This window comes from Pseudomonas syringae pv. tomato str. DC3000, from assembly GCF_000007805.1.
GTDB lineage: Bacteria > Pseudomonadota > Gammaproteobacteria > Pseudomonadales > Pseudomonadaceae > Aquipseudomonas > Aquipseudomonas avellanae.
Genome location: NC_004578.1, coordinates 1,278,170 through 1,295,818 on the forward strand (window position 1 = coordinate 1,278,170; position 17,649 = coordinate 1,295,818).

21 protein-coding genes and 1 pseudogene are annotated in these 17,649 nt (G+C 55.6%); 11 read left to right on the top strand and 11 right to left on the bottom strand.

Annotated features, from left to right (window positions below; genetic code table 11):
* The first annotated feature begins 158 nt into the window (after positions 1 to 158).
* From PSPTO_RS06145 to PSPTO_RS06170, 6 genes and pseudogenes are all read left to right on the top strand, one after another.
* Complete coding sequence (locus PSPTO_RS06145; RefSeq protein WP_011103452.1) at positions 159 to 1,259, top strand: DUF6861 domain-containing protein; 1,101 nt, start codon at positions 159 to 161, stop codon at positions 1,257 to 1,259.
* Between the two features lie 40 nt (positions 1,260 to 1,299).
* A complete protein-coding gene (locus PSPTO_RS06150; protein WP_007247571.1) occupies positions 1,300 to 2,277 on the top strand; it encodes an IS5-like element ISPssy family transposase in 978 nt (325 codons plus the stop codon).
* A 432-nt stretch (positions 2,278 to 2,709) separates the two neighbouring features.
* Positions 2,710 to 2,994 carry a hypothetical protein gene (locus tag PSPTO_RS06155; RefSeq protein WP_019331305.1) on the top strand — a complete coding sequence of 95 codons (285 nt, stop codon included), beginning with the start codon at positions 2,710 to 2,712 and terminating at the stop codon, positions 2,992 to 2,994.
* Between the two features lie 362 nt (positions 2,995 to 3,356).
* A pseudogene (locus PSPTO_RS06160) lies at positions 3,357 to 3,596 on the top strand (polymorphic toxin type 15 domain-containing protein); the annotation flags it as partial.
* A 10-nt stretch (positions 3,597 to 3,606) separates the two neighbouring features.
* Complete coding sequence (locus tag PSPTO_RS06165; protein ID WP_046463433.1) at positions 3,607 to 4,224, top strand: GAD-like domain-containing protein; 618 nt, start codon at positions 3,607 to 3,609, stop codon at positions 4,222 to 4,224.
* An 83-nt stretch (positions 4,225 to 4,307) separates the two neighbouring features.
* Complete coding sequence (locus PSPTO_RS06170; RefSeq protein ID WP_080946555.1) at positions 4,308 to 4,532, top strand: hypothetical protein; 225 nt, start codon at positions 4,308 to 4,310, stop codon at positions 4,530 to 4,532.
* A 212-nt stretch (positions 4,533 to 4,744) separates the two neighbouring features.
* Here the strand turns inward: PSPTO_RS06170 and PSPTO_RS06175 are convergent, their stop codons facing one another.
* From PSPTO_RS06175 to PSPTO_RS06185, 3 genes are all read right to left on the bottom strand, one after another.
* Positions 4,745 to 5,668 (bottom strand): acyltransferase, encoded by a 924-nt coding sequence (locus tag PSPTO_RS06175; RefSeq protein ID WP_011103454.1) that lies wholly within the window; start codon positions 5,666 to 5,668, stop codon positions 4,745 to 4,747.
* 64 nt (positions 5,669 to 5,732) lie between these two features.
* Positions 5,733 to 7,823 (bottom strand): phosphate acetyltransferase, encoded by a 2,091-nt coding sequence (gene pta, locus PSPTO_RS06180; protein WP_007244090.1) that lies wholly within the window; start codon positions 7,821 to 7,823, stop codon positions 5,733 to 5,735.
* A 77-nt stretch (positions 7,824 to 7,900) separates the two neighbouring features.
* Positions 7,901 to 8,206 carry a DUF3565 domain-containing protein gene (locus tag PSPTO_RS06185; protein ID WP_007244089.1) on the bottom strand — a complete coding sequence of 102 codons (306 nt, stop codon included), beginning with the start codon at positions 8,204 to 8,206 and terminating at the stop codon, positions 7,901 to 7,903.
* A 14-nt stretch (positions 8,207 to 8,220) separates the two neighbouring features.
* Between PSPTO_RS06185 and PSPTO_RS06190 the strand changes: the two genes are divergently transcribed.
* From PSPTO_RS06190 to PSPTO_RS06200, 3 genes are all read left to right on the top strand, one after another.
* Positions 8,221 to 8,706 carry an FKBP-type peptidyl-prolyl cis-trans isomerase gene (locus tag PSPTO_RS06190; RefSeq protein WP_005736521.1) on the top strand — a complete coding sequence of 162 codons (486 nt, stop codon included), beginning with the start codon at positions 8,221 to 8,223 and terminating at the stop codon, positions 8,704 to 8,706.
* Between the two features lie 129 nt (positions 8,707 to 8,835).
* Positions 8,836 to 9,324, top strand: a complete 489-nt coding sequence (locus PSPTO_RS06195; protein WP_007244088.1) for a glutathione peroxidase — start codon at positions 8,836 to 8,838, stop codon at positions 9,322 to 9,324.
* Positions 9,325 to 9,506: 182 nt separating this feature from the next.
* The gene (locus PSPTO_RS06200) at positions 9,507 to 10,610 is read left to right on the top strand and encodes an NADH:flavin oxidoreductase (RefSeq protein WP_011103456.1); all 1,104 of its coding nucleotides are present in this window, start codon (positions 9,507 to 9,509) and stop codon (positions 10,608 to 10,610) included.
* Here the strand turns inward: PSPTO_RS06200 and PSPTO_RS06205 are convergent.
* Positions 10,579 to 11,790, bottom strand: a complete 1,212-nt coding sequence (locus PSPTO_RS06205; protein ID WP_005768762.1) for a glycosyltransferase family 4 protein — start codon at positions 11,788 to 11,790, stop codon at positions 10,579 to 10,581. The two genes, PSPTO_RS06200 and PSPTO_RS06205, sit on opposite strands and share 32 nt — an antisense overlap.
* A gap of 79 nt (positions 11,791 to 11,869) precedes the next feature.
* On the bottom strand, positions 11,870 to 12,169 hold the full coding sequence (locus PSPTO_RS30635) for a hypothetical protein (protein WP_005768760.1): 300 nt from the start codon (positions 12,167 to 12,169) through the stop codon (positions 11,870 to 11,872).
* A gap of 320 nt (positions 12,170 to 12,489) precedes the next feature.
* Here PSPTO_RS30635 and PSPTO_RS06215 point away from each other — a divergent pair, with 320 nt between their 5' ends.
* Positions 12,490 to 13,086: a hypothetical protein gene (locus tag PSPTO_RS06215; RefSeq protein WP_005768758.1), complete on the top strand. Its 597-nt coding sequence runs from the start codon at positions 12,490 to 12,492 to the stop codon at positions 13,084 to 13,086.
* A gap of 97 nt (positions 13,087 to 13,183) precedes the next feature.
* Here PSPTO_RS06215 and PSPTO_RS06220 read toward each other — a convergent pair whose 3' ends face one another.
* Positions 13,184 to 13,528 carry a hypothetical protein gene (locus PSPTO_RS06220; RefSeq protein WP_011103457.1) on the bottom strand — a complete coding sequence of 115 codons (345 nt, stop codon included), beginning with the start codon at positions 13,526 to 13,528 and terminating at the stop codon, positions 13,184 to 13,186.
* Positions 13,529 to 13,713: 185 nt separating this feature from the next.
* Positions 13,714 to 14,475, bottom strand: a complete 762-nt coding sequence (cysZ, locus tag PSPTO_RS06225) for a sulfate transporter CysZ (RefSeq protein ID WP_007244082.1) — start codon at positions 14,473 to 14,475, stop codon at positions 13,714 to 13,716.
* A gap of 357 nt (positions 14,476 to 14,832) precedes the next feature.
* Here cysZ and trxB point away from each other — a divergent pair, with 357 nt between their 5' ends.
* Positions 14,833 to 15,795 carry a thioredoxin-disulfide reductase gene (gene trxB, locus PSPTO_RS06230; protein WP_005736511.1) on the top strand — a complete coding sequence of 321 codons (963 nt, stop codon included), beginning with the start codon at positions 14,833 to 14,835 and terminating at the stop codon, positions 15,793 to 15,795.
* A 230-nt stretch (positions 15,796 to 16,025) separates the two neighbouring features.
* Here the strand turns inward: trxB and PSPTO_RS06235 are convergent, their stop codons facing one another.
* From PSPTO_RS06235 to folE, 4 genes are read right to left on the bottom strand one after another with little or no spacing between them, the layout of a single operon-like run.
* Positions 16,026 to 16,367: a HopJ type III effector protein gene (locus tag PSPTO_RS06235; RefSeq protein WP_005768752.1), complete on the bottom strand. Its 342-nt coding sequence runs from the start codon at positions 16,365 to 16,367 to the stop codon at positions 16,026 to 16,028.
* On the bottom strand, positions 16,360 to 16,656 hold the full coding sequence (locus PSPTO_RS06240; RefSeq protein WP_005768750.1) for a DUF1244 domain-containing protein: 297 nt from the start codon (positions 16,654 to 16,656) through the stop codon (positions 16,360 to 16,362). Before PSPTO_RS06240 ends, PSPTO_RS06235 begins: the two co-directional genes overlap by 8 nt.
* A gap of 43 nt (positions 16,657 to 16,699) precedes the next feature.
* Entirely contained in the window at positions 16,700 to 17,071 is a 372-nt protein-coding gene (gene folX, locus PSPTO_RS06245; RefSeq protein WP_003379302.1) for a dihydroneopterin triphosphate 2'-epimerase, read from the bottom strand.
* Positions 17,071 to 17,634 carry a GTP cyclohydrolase I FolE gene (folE, locus tag PSPTO_RS06250; protein ID WP_005768747.1) on the bottom strand — a complete coding sequence of 188 codons (564 nt, stop codon included), beginning with the start codon at positions 17,632 to 17,634 and terminating at the stop codon, positions 17,071 to 17,073. The genes folX and folE overlap by 1 nt, the downstream gene beginning before the upstream one ends.
* Between the last annotated feature and the right edge of the window lie 15 nt (positions 17,635 to 17,649).

Below are 17,649 nucleotides of genomic sequence, written 5' to 3' on the forward strand. Positions count from 1 at the left end.
AACTTTTGCGAGTTTGCAATTGGTAGATTTGAGCAATGAGAGCATATGTAAGAACTTTCCTGATTTTGCGCACATCGTGCGTGTCCCCCCGATTTTCAGAAGGTTTCTGTTAAGTTACTCATGCAGTGCTGTATCAAGAATTTTCAGGGAGACACCGAATGTTCTTTTTTCACATGCTGCCTTCATGGGATAGCATACGGCGACAGCTTGACCGCGATATAGCGCCCTACAGAGGTGGCCATTTTCGCACACCCCGAAATGAACCCGTCCCGTCGCCCGCATTGATCATGCGCCGTTTCAATTGCGTCCGGTCCGCGTTTGACCGTGCCGAATGGGAAGCTTGCCGCATACTGGGACAGCGGTTCGTCGATCTCGATATCTCCAGCATCATCAAAGACTTGATCGATGTCGTTACTCAGATGGCCATGATCGTCGTAGGCAGTGCTTTTGTCGGAGGGGCGGCCGGTGCAGGTGCGGGCGTACTTTTTTTCGGGGTGGGCGCTGTTCCTGGTGGTTTGATGGGGGCTGCGTTGGGTGCCCAGGCCAGTGCCTTCATATTAGGGATACTGGGTCTGGAGGCCATCGCCGAATCCGTCATCGACGGCTTTCCGCGCATCATTGAATACTACACTCGTGGTATCACCACAGCATGGCAAGGCCCCCGCGAACAAGGGCGGAACCCGTTCATGGGAGACGACCTGGCTGCACAGAACAGTGCTGTTCAGGAAATCGCCCAAGGGCACGTTGAAGTGGTGATTCTGCTATTGGGCGCGATGGTTCAGTACATCACACGCGGTCGCGGTAATGCTCGTGCTCTGGCGAATGAAATGCGAGCCAGCGCTAAAGGCGAGCGATTGGGCCAGTGGATGCTTGAGCATGAAGATGAGCTGAAGAAGCGACCTGATTTGCAGAGGCCTGAGCCGCGGAGGGGGGCGCTGGAAGCTCAAGAGACTTTGTCAACAAATCGCTCAAAGACCGCAGACGCAGCTAAACCAGATGCAATGGATCAAAAAACTGTTTCAAGCAAGATAGATCCAAAACAATTAGATCTTGTAACGGGTCACCCCAACGCACACTCCCTAAGTGTTCACGGTGGTAAAGTCTCTGATGGAGACCTAATGCTCCGGGCAAAATCAGCCATTAAGCCGAACGGAGACGTCGGCCCGTCAGTCCCACCTTTATCATCGGCTTTCCACAGCGATGAATTATTGATTTTTGCTGACCAAACCATTAGGGAAACTCTGAAAAAGGTTTCCTGATTTGGCAAAATACCCCAACACCTTTCACCGAGCTTCCCTGATGAAACAGATGACCTTCGCCGATGCCGAGTACGCGGGTAAACGTAAGCATACCCGCCGCGAGCGCTTTCTCATCGAGATGGATCAGGTTGTGCCCTGGAAAGGCTTGATTGCCCTTATCGAACCACATTATCCAAAGGGCGAAGGTGGCCGTCCGGCTTATCCGCTGATGGCGATGCTGCGTATTCACCTGATGCAGAACTGGTTTGGTTACAGCGATCCGGCGATGGAGGAAGCACTTTACGAGACAACGATCCTGCGCCAGTTCGCAGGGTTGAGTCTGGATCGAATCGCCGATGAAACCACGATTCTCAACTTCCGGCGTCTGTTGGAAAAGCATGAGTTGGCAGGCGGGATTTTGCAGGTCATCAATGGCTATCTGGGTGATCGAGGTTTGATGCTGCGCCAAGGTACGGTGGTCGATGCGACGATCATTCATGCGCCGAGCTCGACCAAGAACAAGGACGGCAAACGCGATCCCGAAATGCATCAGACGAAGAAAGGAAACCAGTATTTCTTCGGCATGAAAGCGCATATCGGCGTCGATGCCGAGTCGGGTTTAGTCCATAGCCTGGTGGGTACTGCGGCGAATGTGGCGGACGTGACTCAGGTTGATCAATTGCTACATGGTGAGGAAACCTATGTCAGCGGTGATGCGGGCTACACCGGCGTGGACAAGCGTGCGGAGCATCAGGATCGTCAGATGATCTGGTCAATTGCGGCCCGCCCAAGCCGTTATAAAAAGCATGGCGAGAAAAGTTTGATCGCACGGGTCTATCGCAAAATCGAGTTCACGAAAGCCCAGTTACGGGCGAAGGTTGAACATCCGTTTCGCGTGATCAAGCGCCAGTTTGGTTATACGAAAGTCCGGTTTCGCGGGCTGGCTAAAAACACCGCGCAACAGGCTACTCTGTTTGCCTTGTCGAACCTTTGGATGGTGCGAAAACGGCTGCTGGCGATGGGAGAGGTGCGCCTGTAATGCGGAAAAACGCCTTGGAAAGGTGCTGTTTGAAGGAAAATCGATGAGTTAAGAGCGGAAAACGTCTAATTATCTGATCGGGCGAGCTTTTTTTGAACCTCAGGCCATGAGAGCGTCAAAAATCGATGCCTACTTCAGACCTTCCTTAGGAATGGTGGAGCTTTGGAAAGGGCTATAGCGCGCCAACCAGGCCAAGATGTCATAAGGGTTACGGCTCAAGAGGCAGGCGATATCGGCGTTGATCTTGGAAGGGGTTTCAAGAGGGTATTGCCTACTGGCAACATCCTTAAAAACCTTGAGACAAATGGCGCTCCAGAAAAGCTTGAAAATTTGCGAAGTATAGAAGGCTTGTATCAGTATAATCCCAGCAAGAAAAATTGGGAGACAATTACTATCTTTCCAGCACCTGCTCCCTAAAAAGGTAAGGCATTTATGAAGTATGAGAATGTTCGGCACATGCTAAAGACAGTTTTTTGTTCGGATTTTAATCTGGCAGAAGACGTTGCTATAGGTATATATGTTAATAGTCTTAATTCTAGTGGCAAAACAGATGAGATGAGGTATGAGTTGGTCGAGTGCCTTCGTGATCAAAATGTTTCTTGGCGAGACATGTTAGTAAATGATGAGTACGAGGTCTTGGATTTTGAAACTGAGCAGGAAGCTAAGGATTATATTAAAAGGATTCTTTGGCAGCCATTGGATAAAAAGACCAATTAAAATTTACGAGGCGCTCGTAGGAGCTTGAGTAGTCGCATGAAGATGAGTTATCCGGCAGTTTTAATAGTTCCTACAGGCGCGTCTAAGGAAACTCTGAAAAAGGTTTCCTGATTTGGCAAAATACCCCAACACCTTTCACTCCGTTTACCTTGTCGAACCTCTGGATAGTGAGAAAACGGCTGCTGGCGATGGGAGAGGTGCGCCTGTAATGCGGAAAAACGCCTTGGGAAGGTGCTGTTTGTAGGGAAATCGATGAGTTAAGAGCGTAAAACGTCTGATTACCTGATCGGGCGAGCTTTTTTTGAACCTCGAGCCACGAGGGCGTCAAAAATCGATGCCTACTTCAGACCTTCCCTAGGGATGCGAAAATAGAAAGGGTAAAAAAAGCCAAGGAGACTATGTCCAGTCTCGCCGGGTTGCACAATCCTGATTTGCATGCTGGTGGTAAAGATATAGTTGCAGACTTTGGTGATCGACAAGTTAATTCTAGTATAGGGCCTCAGTGGAGGCCAAAGATTGAAAGTTTGAAAAAGGCTGTAGAAACAGTGCTGACGCCTTTGCGGGATGACACTTATCTAAATGTTAAGCTTCACAAGTGCTGAGGGCAAAGTGATGGACGAAATATTTTCAATTTTCTTGGAAACCTTTGGCGGTCAAGTTGGGCGTCAAGAGGTCCCTGAATCAAGTATTGATCGTTACAGGGGTAAACTTCCCAATCAGCTTTTGACGTATTGGGCTGAGCATGGGTGGTGCGGCTACGGCGATGGTATTTTCTGGACTGTGAATCCTCAAGAATATGATGCAGTAGTAGCTTCATGGCTAGAGGGGACAAAGTTTGAAACGTTTGATGCGTATCATCTGATTGCGAGAAGCGCGTTCGGAGATTTATATCTGTGGGGTGAGGAAATAGGAGCTTCTCTTAAAATAACCAGTATTCTGTCTCGCTATACTACGCATAAATCTTTATGCCTAGGGAGTCAAATGGATAAAGGGTTGCAGTCTTTTATTTTGTCTAGAAAAGTTGGCTCTAACGATTATGGGGATCTTTTCAGGCCGGCAAGAAAAAAGCTCGGTACTCTGCATCACGATGAAATGTACGGTTTTGTGCCAGCTTTGATGTTAGGCGGAGCGGACACGCTCGATCATCTAGAAAAAGTGAAAGCTGTTGAGCACCTAGTCCTGTTGTCACAGCTCTCTGATCTTGAATCCTATGACTTTCAAGATTTATGAAAGCGCGCTGCTGCGCGACAGTGAAAGCTGAACGTTAACAACGCTATCGGAAAATTCATTGGTCTTTTGGAACCGACAAAGTAATGAAAAAACTATCGTCAGTTATAGCAAGTCCGTCAGATCGAGAAAATTTAGTTTTTGAGATATGGTCGGAAAACAATCAGGTAGCAGAAATATCAAATGAGCCTGGAAAAGCTGTTGAAATTGAAATATTTACTCCTGCTGAAGGATTTTCCTGGAGTTTTGAACTTGATGAGTTCAAAGGTCTCCTTGAACAGGCTATAACGAGTTTGAAGAAAGTTAATTAACCTGGTTTATCAGATGCCCCGAGGCTTTTGGTTTCGGGGCCGCTTCGCAGCCGGCGTAACCTCCTGCATCTCTCACGTCCCTCGGGCAAAAGCCCTATTCTCCTGGCCCTTAGTGACGCTCTGCGTCTTACATCTGCGCCGGTGACTCAAGAACGGACGCTCCGCGTCCGGAACGGCATGTCGAGGCGGAGCGTGAGGCACGATAGTAGAGATTATCGTGCGTCACGCTTGCCCCGCTGCGCCGGATACTGCTCATGCAGTCTGTCCAGCAGGCTGTCTTTCTCTTCCCATAACGCATTGATCCACTGCTGGAATTCCAGGCGGTATTCGCCGTCCTGGTCGTAGTTCTTGCCGAGGAATTGCGGTGGGATTCTGATCTCTTCAAAGTGGGCGACCACGTCCGTCACGTTGCCGCACAGCAGGTCCCAGTAACCAGGTTGCCCGCCCGGATAGTGGATGGTCACGTTGATGATCGACTCCAGCTGTTCGCCCATCGCGTCCAGCACGAAGGCGATGCCGCCCGCCTTGGGTTTGAGCAGGTGGCGAAAGGGCGACTGCTGTTGCGCATGCTTGCCGGCGGTGAAGCGTGTGCCCTCTGCGAAATTGAAAATTCCCACTGGGTTGTGGCGAAATTTTGCGCAGGTGCGGCGGGTGGTTTCCAGGTCCTTGCCTTTCTTTTCCGGGTGTTTCGCCAGGTAGGCCTTGGAGTAGCGCTTCATGAACGGAAAGCCCAAGGCCCACCACGCCAGACCAATCACCGGGACCCAGATCAGCTCCTGCTTGAGGAAGAATTTCAGCGGACGAATGCGCCGGTTGAGCACGTATTGCAGCACCATGATGTCGACCCAGCTCTGATGGTTACTGGTGACCAGGTACGAATGTTTGTAATCGAGCCCCTCCAGCCCGCTCAACTGCCAACGGGTGTGGCACAGCAGCCTGATCCAGGCGTTGTTGGTGCCGATCCAGGTTTCATGGATATGGCTCATCAGCCAGTCGGTGAAACGTTGGGCGGCGGAAAAGGGCAGGCAGATCTTGAGGAGGGTGACCGCGAACAGCACCGTGCAACAGACGATGGTGTTAAGCGCCAACAGCAGCGAGGCAATGACGCCGCGCAATGGGGCAGGCAGGAAATCCATGAACGACAAGGCTCCGCAAAGTGGTCGGACGCCTCAGGCGGGCCTGTGGCGTCGTCAGGTTGTATCAGGAAAGTGTGTCGGCCTGTATCGCCGTCAGTGCGATGGTGTAGACGATGTCATCGACCTGCGCGCCACGTGGCAGGTCGTTCACCGGTTTGCGCAGGCCTTGCAGCATCGGGCCCAAGCTTACACAGTCGGCGCTGCGTTGCACCGCCTTGTACGTGGTGTTGCCAGTGTTGAGGTCTGGAAACACGAACACATTGGCGCGTCCTGCCACCTGACTGTCCGGGGCCAGTTGCCGGGCGACGTGTTCGTTGGCGGCGGCATCATACTGCAGCGGTCCGTCGATCAATAGATCGCGGCGGGTTTCGCGTGCCAGTTGCGTTGCCTCGCGAACTTTCTCGACTTCTTCACCGCTGGCCGAATTGCCGCTGGAATAACTAATCATCGCCACGCGGGGCGAGATGCCGAACGCAGTGGCCGAATCGGCGCTTTGCAGGGCGATCTCGGACAGTTCGCTGGCGCTTGGGTGAGGATTCATGATGCAGTCGCTATACATCAGCACCTGCTCGGGAAACAGCATGAAAAACACCGACGACACCAGCGTGCAGCCCGGCGCGGTCTTGATCAGTTGCAGGGCCGGGCGGATGGTGTTGGCCGTGGAATGAACCACGCCGGACACCAGCCCGTCTACCTCATCGAGTGCCAGCATCACCGTGCCGATCACTACGGGGTCTTCAAGCTGTTGCTCGGCCATCGGCGCGTTCAGGCTTTTGCTCTTGCGCAGTTCGACCATCGGCGCGACATAGCGCTCGCGAATCAGGTCCGGGTCGAGAATCTCCAGCCCCGGTGGCAGCTCGATGCCATGTGCCTGCGCAACCGCCTGCACCTCTTCGGGCCTGGCCAGTAACACACAGCGAGCGATACCGCGCGCCTGACAGATCGCCGCGGCCTGAATGGTCAGCGGTTCGTTGCCTTCGGGTAGCACGATGCGTTTATTGGCCGCCTGGGCGCGCTGAATCAACTGATAGCGGAACACCGCAGGTGACAGGCGCAGCTCTCGTGGGGTGCCGCAGCGCTGGTGCAGCCAGCTGGCGTCCAGATGACTGGCGACGAAATCGGTGATGATTTCCGCGCGCTCGCGGTCATCGATGGGGATTTCCTTGTTCAACTGATTGAGGCGGTTGGCCGTGTCATAGGAGCCAGTGCTCACCGACAGCACCGGCAGGCCGGCCTGAAGCGCGCCCCGGCACAGTTCCATGATGCGCGGGTCGGGCACGGTATCGCTGGTCAACAGCAGGCCTGCCAGCGGTACTCCATTGATCGCTGCCAGGCTCACGGCGAGGATGATGTCGTCGCGGTCGCCCGGGGTTACGACCAATACGCCGGGCTTGAGCAGCGGCACGGTATTGAGCACCGTGCGCGCACAGATGATGATTCTTGACATGCGCCGTTGATCGTAGTCGCCCGCATTCAGCACCTGAGCGCCCAGCAACTCGGCCACATCACGGGTACGCGGCGCATTGAGTTCGGCGCGATAGGGAATGCAGCCCAACAGCCGGAAATCGCCGTTGCGCAGCAGCGGCGAATGTTCTTTAAGGCGCGCAGCAAAGACTTCCATGCTCTCTTCGGTGCGCACTTTATTGAGGATGACGCCCAATACTTTTGGGTCCTTGGGGCCGCCAAACAGCTGCGCCTGTAACTCGACCCTTCCCGACAGTTCGGTCAGCACTTCGTTTTCCGGCGCGGAAACCAGTATCACTTCGGCGTCCAGGCTCTTGGCCAGGTGCAGGTTGACCCGTGCGGCATAGCTCGCGCTGCGGGTCGGGACCATGCCTTCGACCACCAGCACATCCTTGCCGACGGCTGCCTGCTGATAAAGATTGATGATTTCTTCGAGCAGTTCGTCCAGCTGGCCATCGCCCAGCATGCGTTCGACGTGCGCCAGACCCAGCGGTTTGGGCGGTTTCAGGCCGTGAGTACGGGCCATCAGCTCGGTCGAGCGTTCAGGGCCGAGATCGCCGGGGTGCGGTTGCGCTATCGGTTTGAAGAAACCTACCTTCAAGCCCGCACGCTCAAGCGTGCGCACCAGGCCCAGGCTAATGGAGGTCAACCCCACACCAAAATCCGTGGGGGCAATGAAAAACGTCTGCATACGGGGTTCTCGATTGGGCAGTGCAAGGGGCGCAGCAGATATGGAACAGCGGCCGGCCAAAAAAGTCAGGAAATCGTCTAACGCGAGTTCTCGGTGCCAAGACTATCGTTATCTGCGGCGTTCGCACACCAGCCGCAACAAAACACCTGACCTGTCATCCGTTGACGCTGTACAGGGTCCAGAACCCAGGCGCGCGACTGCCATGGCGGCTGATGGCGCAGGTGCTGAGTGTGGCCACAGGACAGCAGCACAAACCAGTGTCCTTCTTCATCCTGGCTTAAGCCAATAACCGTTGAACTTTCCAATCCGGGCCGTCTGTCAGAGTTGCGTTCGCTTTCGGGCGATTGCTTGGTTAAACTTGCTCGTTCTTCAATCTTAAGCAAAAGGTCTTGTCCCCATGCCGATCGCCGCCAATAAGGCTGTCTCCATTGACTATACCCTGACCAACGACGCTGGTGAGGTCATCGACAGCTCTGCCGGTGGTGCGCCGCTGGTTTACCTGCAAGGTGCAGGCAACATCATTCCGGGCCTGGAAAAAGCTCTGGAAGGCAAGGAAATCGGCGACGAGCTCAAAGTTGCCGTCGAGCCGGAAGACGCCTACGGTGAATACTCGGCCGAGTTGGTCAGCACCCTGAGCGCCAGCATGTTCGAAGGTGTCGACAAGCTTGAAGTCGGCATGCAGTTCCACGCTTCGGGTCCGGACGGCGGCATGCAGATCGTGACCATCCGCGATCTGGATGGCGATGACGTGACTGTTGACGGCAACCACCCGCTCGCAGGTCAGCGCCTGAACTTCGACGTGAAAGTTGTGGCTATTCGCGACGCCAGTGAAGAAGAAATGGCTCACGGCCATGTTCACGGTGAAGGCGGTCATCAACACTGATTTGTGCTGCTAGGCTCAGGTCACTGAAAAGGCGCCCTGGCTGTTCTGCGATGACGACTTTCGTTGCGCGTTCGGTCATGGTGCCTTTTCAGGTTGTGGCCAGGGTTATTTGTTTCAAAAGGGGTTCTCATGAGTGCTTTTCACGACATCAGATTGAAAGCGCTGGGTGGTCAGGAACTGCCGCTGGCGGATTTCAAGAACAAGGTGGTTCTGGTCGTCAACGTCGCCTCCAAATGCGGGCTCACACCGCAGTACGCAGCACTTGAAAACCTGTATCAGCAATACCGGGACAAGGGGCTGGTGATATTGGGCCTGCCCTGCAACCAGTTTGCTGGCCAGGAACCCGGCACCGAGCAGGAAATCGCCGAATTCTGCCAGCTCAATTACGGCGTGACTTTCCCGTTGGGCGAAAAACTCGACGTCAACGGGCCGAACCGTCATTCGCTTTATCGCTTGCTGGCGGGCGAGGGCGCGGAGTTTCCAGGGGACATCACCTGGAATTTCGAAAAGTTTCTGGTGGGCAAGAACGGTGGGGTCAGCGCACGGTTCTCACCGCGTACTGCACCGGACGATCCTGCAGTGATCCAGGCCATCGAAAAGGCTCTGGCGCACAACTGATCGCATGGCCTGGGCAGCCTGTATCGCCTGCCCGGCTATCTTGCGCTGAACCCAACGCTTCTTGACTCAAATAAGCAGGATGAATAGTGCTGGGCTCTGACTGACGCCCGGCGATATTCTGCGCGCCTGATCTGGCGCATGTCGCCGTACAGCCATCGACCCTTTTTCCCTTGGAGTCCCGCATGTCGGCTGCAGCCTTGTTCACACCTTTTCGTCTGGGCGGTCTGGAACTGTCGTCGCGCGTGGTCATGGCACCCATGACCCGTTCGTTCTCGCCGGGTCATGTGCCCAACTCGAAAGTCATCGAGTATTACCGTCGCCGAGCGGCGGCCGGTGTAGGGCTGATCATTACCGAAGGCACGACGGTCAATCACCCGGCGTCCAACGGCTACCCCAACGTTCCGCAGTTTTTCGGCGATGCGCCGCTGGCCGGCTGGAAGAAAGTAGTTGATGCAGTGCACGCCGAGGGCGGCAAGATCGCCCCGCAGCTCTGGCATGTGGGTGCTGTCCGTCGTCTGGGCACCGAGCCCGACGGCAGCATCCCGGCGTATGGCCCTATGGAGAAGGTCAAGGACGGCCAGGTGCTGGTGCACGGTATGAGCAAACAGGATATCGACGAGGTCGTCGCAGCCTTTGCCCAGGCCGCAGCCGACGCAAAGGCGATTGGCATGGACGGCGTCGAAATTCACGGGGCTCACGGTTATCTGGTCGATCAGTTCTTCTGGGAGGGCAGCAATCAGCGCAGTGACGAGTACGGTGGCAGCCTGGCCAATCGTTCACGATTTGCTATCGAACTGATCAAGGCCGTACGCGCTGCTGTTGGGCCGGACTACCCGATCATCTTCCGTTTCTCACAATGGAAACAGCAGGATTACAGCGCACGGCTGGTGCAGACGCCTGAGGCGTTGGGCGAATTTGTGCAACCGCTGTCCGATGCAGGCGTGGACATCTTTCACTGTTCTACCCGGCGTTTCTGGGAGCCTGAGTTCGAAGGCTCCGAGCTGAACCTGGCGGGCTGGACGCGCAAGCTGACCGGCAAACCGACGATCACAGTCGGCAGCGTAGGGCTGGATGGCGAGTTTCTGCAGTTCATGGTCAATACCGAAAAAGTCGCACAACCTGCCAGCCTCGAAAACCTGCTGGAGCGGCTGGGCAAAGACGAATTTGATCTGGTGGCGGTAGGGCGTGCGCTGCTGGTTGACCCGGACTGGGCGGTGAAAGTGCGCGAAGGTCGTGAGCAGGACATCCTGCCGTTCAGTCGAGAGGCATTGACGACACTGGTCTGATGGTCTTGTCGCTTGTCTGCCTGAGCGTCTTGCTGCTTTCGCTCGGGCAGGCGTCACGCAACTGTCGCTCGAACTGATCGATGATAGCCGTCCAGCCTTGGCGGCTGGCGTGCTGCCTGGCGTTCAAGCGCACTCGTCGCAGGTTTTCACTGTCTTCAAGCAGCCAGCGTGCCGCATCCACAAAAGCCGTTTCGTCGCCCGGCATCGCCAGCGCGCCGTTGTGGCCATGGCGAATATGCTGGCCGGCAGCGGCTTCGTCATAAGCAACGACGCCCAGCCCTGACGCCAATGCTTCCAGCACCACATTGCCAAAGGTTTCGGTCAGGCTCGGGAACAGAAACATATCGGCCGAGGCGTAGTGCGTCGCCAGCACTTCACCGCGCAGCGTGCCGCAGAAGATCGCATCCGGAATCTGCTGTTCAAGCTCGCTGCGCTGAGGCCCATCGCCGACGACGATCAGCTTGATGGTGCGTTGCGGATAACTGCTCTTGAGCGCCTCGAAACCAGTCTTGAGCAGCCCGAGGTTTTTTTCCGGCGCAAGGCGGCCGACATGGATGACCCCGATATCCCCTGTTTGCAGGCCCCAGCTTTCGCGTAATGCCTGCGAACACCGGGAGGGGTTGAACAGTTGGCTGTCGACGCCGCGAGACAGCAGCTCGATCCTTTCAAAGCCACGCCGCTCCAGCTCGACCTTCTGGCTGACGCTCGGCACCAGCGTGACGCGCGAACGGTTGTGAAACCAGCGCAGGTAGTGGGTCAGCAGGCGGGTGATGAACCCCATGCCGTATTGCTGCGTGTATTGCGGAAAATTGGTATGAAAGCCGCTGATCACCGCAATCCCCAAGCGCCGCGCTGCCCGCAGCGCCGACAGCCCCAGCGGGCCTTCGGTGGCGATATACAACACGTCAGGCCTGCGCCGCTGCCAGCGTCGCAAAAGCTTGTGCATCGAAGACTGACCCCACTGCAGCCCCGGATAACCCGGTATTGGCCAGCCACGGCACAGCATCAGGTCATCGGCAGCCCCGGAGTTGATCTCGTCGCTCTGGCGCGGCCGAACCAGCTCGACCCGATGCCCGCGCAACCGCAACCCGTCACAAAGCCGCCCCAAGGTATTGGCAACGCCGTTGATCTCGGGAGTAAAGGTTTCAGTGATCAGGGTGACATTAAGAATCTGGCTCATGAGAGCAGTTTCGGCGGGTAATATTTCGATTATGTGGCGGTTGTGTGAACTTCAATGGCTTCACCGCAACCGCGAAGGTTTATTTCAACCGGCGATTTTGCGGGTCGGCGATTCGCTCCATCGCCGCTGGTCTCGGGAGAAAGTCCTTATCGTCGATGACAGAGGTGCGTTGTTCAAGGCTCATGTTGTTCATAAAAAAGGTCGAGCGTGGCAGGGCCTGTTTGACCAGCGTTGCAGATTCGCTCGCCGTAAGGTCTCCGACCCTTTGGCTCAATATCTGAGCAAACCTGTCTGATCGCGATTGCGGGAGGGTCTCGAGACCGGCAGGTCGGGTGGTGTTGATTGCTCTGGCTGTTGCGGTATTTACGGTGTTTTCCATTGCTCTACAGCTCCTGTTGTTTAGAGACAATAGAGCAAGCGCAATGCCAATATGGATAATTGGTTGGGTCCTACACACTTGAGTCAAGCGGGCGGGATGCTGATTTAGTTAGCCTACAGAAACGGACTACATTACACTTTTTGAAACGCTGGCAACGTTTGGTTTTTAGCGGCAACGGTTTGCCGCCAGCCAGTTAGAAGCTTTTTGGCTTTGATTGTAAGGCTTGTAGTTTTCTTTTGTAGGAAGCGTATTTATGTTTGTCTTTTTTGCAGGGTTTCTGTTGGTCTGATAGTATCGGCCCCTTTTCAGAAGGACGTGAAATGTCAGATTTAATATATGCGCCCCCGAAAGCCAGCCTGGATAAGGATGAGTCAGGCAGTGGCGGCCCGGAGTTTTATGTCGTGTCGTTACAGAAGTTTTTCATTCTATATTTTTTGACGTCGGGTTTTTTCGCGACTTACTGGTTTTATCGAAACTGGTCGCTGAACAAGAAGTTTTCGGGCAGCAATGTGTGGCCTGTTGCGCGCGTGATCTTTGCCGTTATTTACGCTTTTCCACTGTTTCTTACGGTGGATAAAAGTCTGCGGCGGCAGGGTCTTGGTCACATGGCGTACTGGGCGGTTAGCGCCTCGGTGCTGCTGGCATTGACCATTGCGGGAATCCTGCTGGCGCAGGGTGTGTCAGGGAATTTGCGATTCGAACTGGTCGGTGGCTGGCTGGTATGGGTTGTTCTGCTGGCCACTGCGCAGACGCTTAATATGATGCTGGTACAGTCGAAGATAAATGCCGCCGCGCATGACGCGGACGGGAGCACCAACTCAAGGTTGACGCTTGCCAATGGCTTGTGGATTGTTATCGGATGTGCCATGTGGTTGGTCAGTATACCGACCTATCTTTCCGCTTCTGCTTTAGGCTAGACAGTTTTGATACCAGAAGAAGTACCGGACAGCTAATCCATTAGCTGTCCGGTGCTCTTTCAGGCGTTGTCGTCACTCGGCCTGTCAATCAGAACGATCAGCCCAGGTCATTGACCAGTTGGCCGATCACTTCGCCTACCTTGGCCAGATCCGGTGCAGCCAGGCGATGTTCATCGGCATACGAATAAGCCACGGTGAACAGACCTGCGGTGCGTGTGGAGTAAGACGGAGCGTCTTTCTCAAAAACACGGTTGATTGCTTCGGCAGTCAGGGAGTTGGAGCCGATGACCATGCGTTCTTCAGGATCGTTTACGCCGTTGATGTAAACGTTATCCGGGTCGATCGACCATTCGGCCAATTCACTGACCAGGAAAGCACGGATTTTTTCTTTAGTTGTAGCGTTTTCGGCGGAAAATACAGCTGGGTTTACTGGAGTATTCATGATTTAACTTCCTTGTTAAGTTCATGTGTCGCATGTTCCATGGAAGCGGGCTTCACATGAACGGGTTGGTTGAGGCCCCATTTAACCTCGGCCGAGAGGGGCGGGTGCGGTAGATATATATAGTGAGTGATTTTTTTCGTTTTTCAGGTCTACCGGGCCGTACTGCGCGGCCCGGCATGAAAGGGTCAGTCTCTGGCGTGCGCGATCGGCAAGGCATCCGCCCCGCGCTCACGCACCCAGAACAGCGTTGCGGCGGCTACGGCGGCAGGCATCATCAGCAGGTTGACCACCGGGATCAACAAGGCAACATAGACGATGCCGCCGAAGCTCAGGCTCTGCCAGCGTTTGCTTTTCAGCCAGCCGAGCATCTCGTTCCAGCCCAGTTTATGGTTGTCGGCAGGGTAGTCGATGTACTGGATCGCCATCATCCATACCCCGAACAGCAGCCACAGGGGCGCTGCGATGATGTTGGCCACCGGAATAAAGGACAGGATGAACAGCCCAAGCATGCGTGGCAGCATATAGCCCAGCTTGCGCGCTTCGCGGGCCAGCGTACGCGGGACCATTGCGACCAGTTCGGCCCAGCTGAAATCCGGCGATTCATCCACGCCGCGAATCACGGCTTCGACTTTTTCGGAGAGGAACCCGTTGAACGGCGCAGCGATGATATTGGCAACCACGGTGAAGGTGAAAAACACCATCAGCAGCACCAGTGCGACAAACAGTGGCCAGAGGATATAGCTGAGAAAGCTCAGCCAGTGAGGCAGGGTGGGCATGAATGTGTCGACCCACAGCTCGAACTGGTGCACCGCCAGGTAGATCAGGCCGCAGAACAACACGATGTTGATGCTCAGCGGCAGCAGAACAAACAGGCGCAGGCCAGGGCTGAGGATCAGTTTCAGGCCTTCCCTCAGGTATTGCGGGCCGGTCAGGGCAGGAGCGGGCATGGCAGCCTCCGAATGCTTGAAAGGCGTGACCTTACCGGCTTTGTGATAGCCGTGAAAGGGCTGATGGATGTCAGCGTTCAGGACCGTTTGCTGCGCTCGCCAAGGCTGAGTATTGATGCGAGTACAGCGCTGTGGCTCGGTCATCTTATAGAAGTGACCTATGGGGTGGATTGTGAAACGATATTTCCTTAACCTCTGCTACCCCGATAGGCTTGGCACCAATTTCAGGACCTGTCTCAGGAGTCAGAACTTTCAGGATCCGCCGAGTAGAATGGCACTTCCCCAAGTGTTTCGGCGGTCCTTTTTTATCCAGCTGTTTCGATTGCGGCTTGAACAGTCGGTCGATAGGAGCGTGTCATGTCAGACGTACGTCATTCCCGAGTGATTATTCTCGGCTCCGGCCCTGCCGGCTACAGCGCTGCGGTCTATGCCGCCCGCGCCAACCTCAAGCCACTGTTGATCACCGGCATGCAGGCTGGCGGTCAATTGACCACGACCACCGAAGTCGACAACTGGCCCGGCGACCCGCACGGTCTGACCGGCCCGGCACTGATGGAGCGCATGCGCGAGCACGCCGAGCGTTTCGAGACTGAAATCGTTTTCGACCACATCAATTCCGTCGATCTGGCTGGCAAGCCGTTCAGCCTGCAGGGCGACAGCGCGACCTACACCTGCGACGCACTGATCATCGCCACTGGCGCCAGCGCTCGTTATCTGGGCCTGCCTTCGGAAGAAGCGTTCATGGGCAAAGGTGTTTCGGCCTGTGCGACCTGCGACGGTTTCTTCTATCGCAATCGCGAAGTTGCGGTTGTGGGTGGCGGCAATACTGCTGTGGAAGAGGCGTTGTACCTGGCCAACATCGCCAGCAAAGTGACCTTGGTTCACCGTCGCGAAACCTTCCGCGCCGAGAAGATCCTGATCGACAAGCTGCACGCACGTGTCGCTGAAGGCAAAATCGTTCTCAAGCTAAATGCCACACTGGACGAAGTGCTGGGCGACAACATGGGCGTGACCGGTGCGCGTCTGAAGAACAACGACGGCAGCAGCGACGAGCTGAAAGTCGACGGTGTGTTCATTGCGATCGGCCACACGCCGAACACTTCGCTGTTTGAAGGTCAGTTGGCGTTGAAGGACGGCTACATGGTCGTACACGGCGGCCGTGAAGGCAATGCAACTGCCACCAGCGTTGAAGGTGTATTCGCGGCCGGTGATGTGGCTGACCACGTTTACCGCCAGGCAATCACCTCGGCAGGCGCAGGCTGCATGGCTGCACTGGACGTCGAGCGCTACCTGGACGGTCTGGCAAACGCCACGTTCTGATTGGCATTATGAGCGCGGACCGGGCAACGCTTCGCCCGTCCGCGATCTTCAGAAATGTGGGAGCGGACTTGTCCGCAAGCTGCCGGGAACCGACAGAAAAACCAGCCGCCTCGGTGTGCCAGACATAGCCGAGGTAGCCTGTTTCAGGACCGCTCCGCGGCCCATCGCAGCCGTCGTAACCTCCGAAAGCTCCCACGCCCTCCGGGCAGAAGCCCTGATTTCCAGTGCCTTCAAACCTTGCGCTTGAGTGGCTCGCCTTCGAATGTCACACCTGCCAGCCCATGCTTGATCAGCGCACGGATATTGCCGTGGTCGCTGCCTTCGGGCGTGGCTTGCACCGAGCGGTAGTGCTCGCCAAATGCCAAGAGCGCCTCTTCATCGCTCAAACCTTCCAGCAGCGCCAGGCCAAGTGTCTTGCAAGACCCTTCGTTCTGCCCGGCAGCATTGTCGACGTCGCCGTTTCTGAACGGCTGAGGCTGATAATCGTAACCGTCTGCGATAAAAGCCAGGGTGTCGGCGAACGCATGTTCGCCGCTGCGCAGTCTGGTGCGCAGGGAATTGATATCAGTCATGTTTGCTTTCCTTGACGAACGCCGCCTGTTGCTCGGCGCTGGCTTCTTTCTGGTAGTTGGCTTTCCACTCGCTATACGGCATGCCGTAAACCACTTCGCGGGCATCATCCAGGGTGATGTCGATGTGCTTTTCATCAGCGGCGGCCTTGTACCATTTGGACAGGCAGTTGCGGCAGAACCCGGACAGGTTCATCAGGTCGATGTTCTGGACATCCTTGCGGCTGTCCAGATGCGCGACCAGTCGGCGAAAGGCGGCGGCTTCGAGTTCGAGGCGTTCTTGCTCGGTCATGACGGGCTCTATTCAGGCAATAAGTCGCGCCATGATAAGAGTTTCAGCGTTGACCGGCGAGTGTGATCGACACCGATTCTGCGAAACGCAGCGCATGCGGCTTGTCGACTTCCACTTCGGCGTAGGTCACCGCCTCGTGGCTCATCACCAGGTCCAGCACTTCCTGGGTCAGTCGCTCCAGCAATGCAAAACGATTGCCTTCAACGTGCTGAATGATTGCCTTGGTGATGGTGCGGTAGTTGAGCGCGTGCCCGATATCGTTATCGCGAACAGCCTCCTGCGCCGGGTAGAGAATCGTCAGGTTGATCAGCACATCCTGTTTGTTGACGATCTCGTCCTCGTTGATACCGATGAAGGTGCGCAACCGCAAGTCCTTGACGCGAATGCGCGCGGTGCCAGGTTCGAGTCTTGCCATTACGTTCTGCTCCGTCCGATCAATTGCAGAAACTCCATGCGGGTAGTGCTCGACTCACGAAACGCGCCCAGCATGACCGAAGTGTTCATGGTCGAATTCTGCTTTTCGACACCGCGCATCATCATGCACATGTGCTGTGCCTCGATGACCACTGCCACGCCGGCTGCGCCAGTCACCTGCTGAATCGAGTCGGCAATCTGTTTGGTCAGATTTTCCTGAATCTGCAGGCGACGGGCGAACATGTCCACGATGCGGGCGATTTTCGAAAGGCCCAGCACCTTGCCGGTCGGGATATAGGCTACGTGCGCCTTACCGATGAACGGCAGCAGGTGATGCTCGCAAAGCGAATAAAGCTCGATGTTCTGGACGATGACCATTTCATCGTTGTCAGAGGCGAACAGCGCGCCGTTGACAATTTCTTCGACGGTCTGGGTGTAGCCGTGACATAAATACTGCATCGCTTTGGAGGCGCGTTTCGGGGTGTCCAGAAGACCTTCACGCTCTGGGTTTTCACCCAGTTCGAGCAGAATGTCTCGATAGTGCTGTGGCAGGGATGAACTCATCAGAAGGGTCCTCGG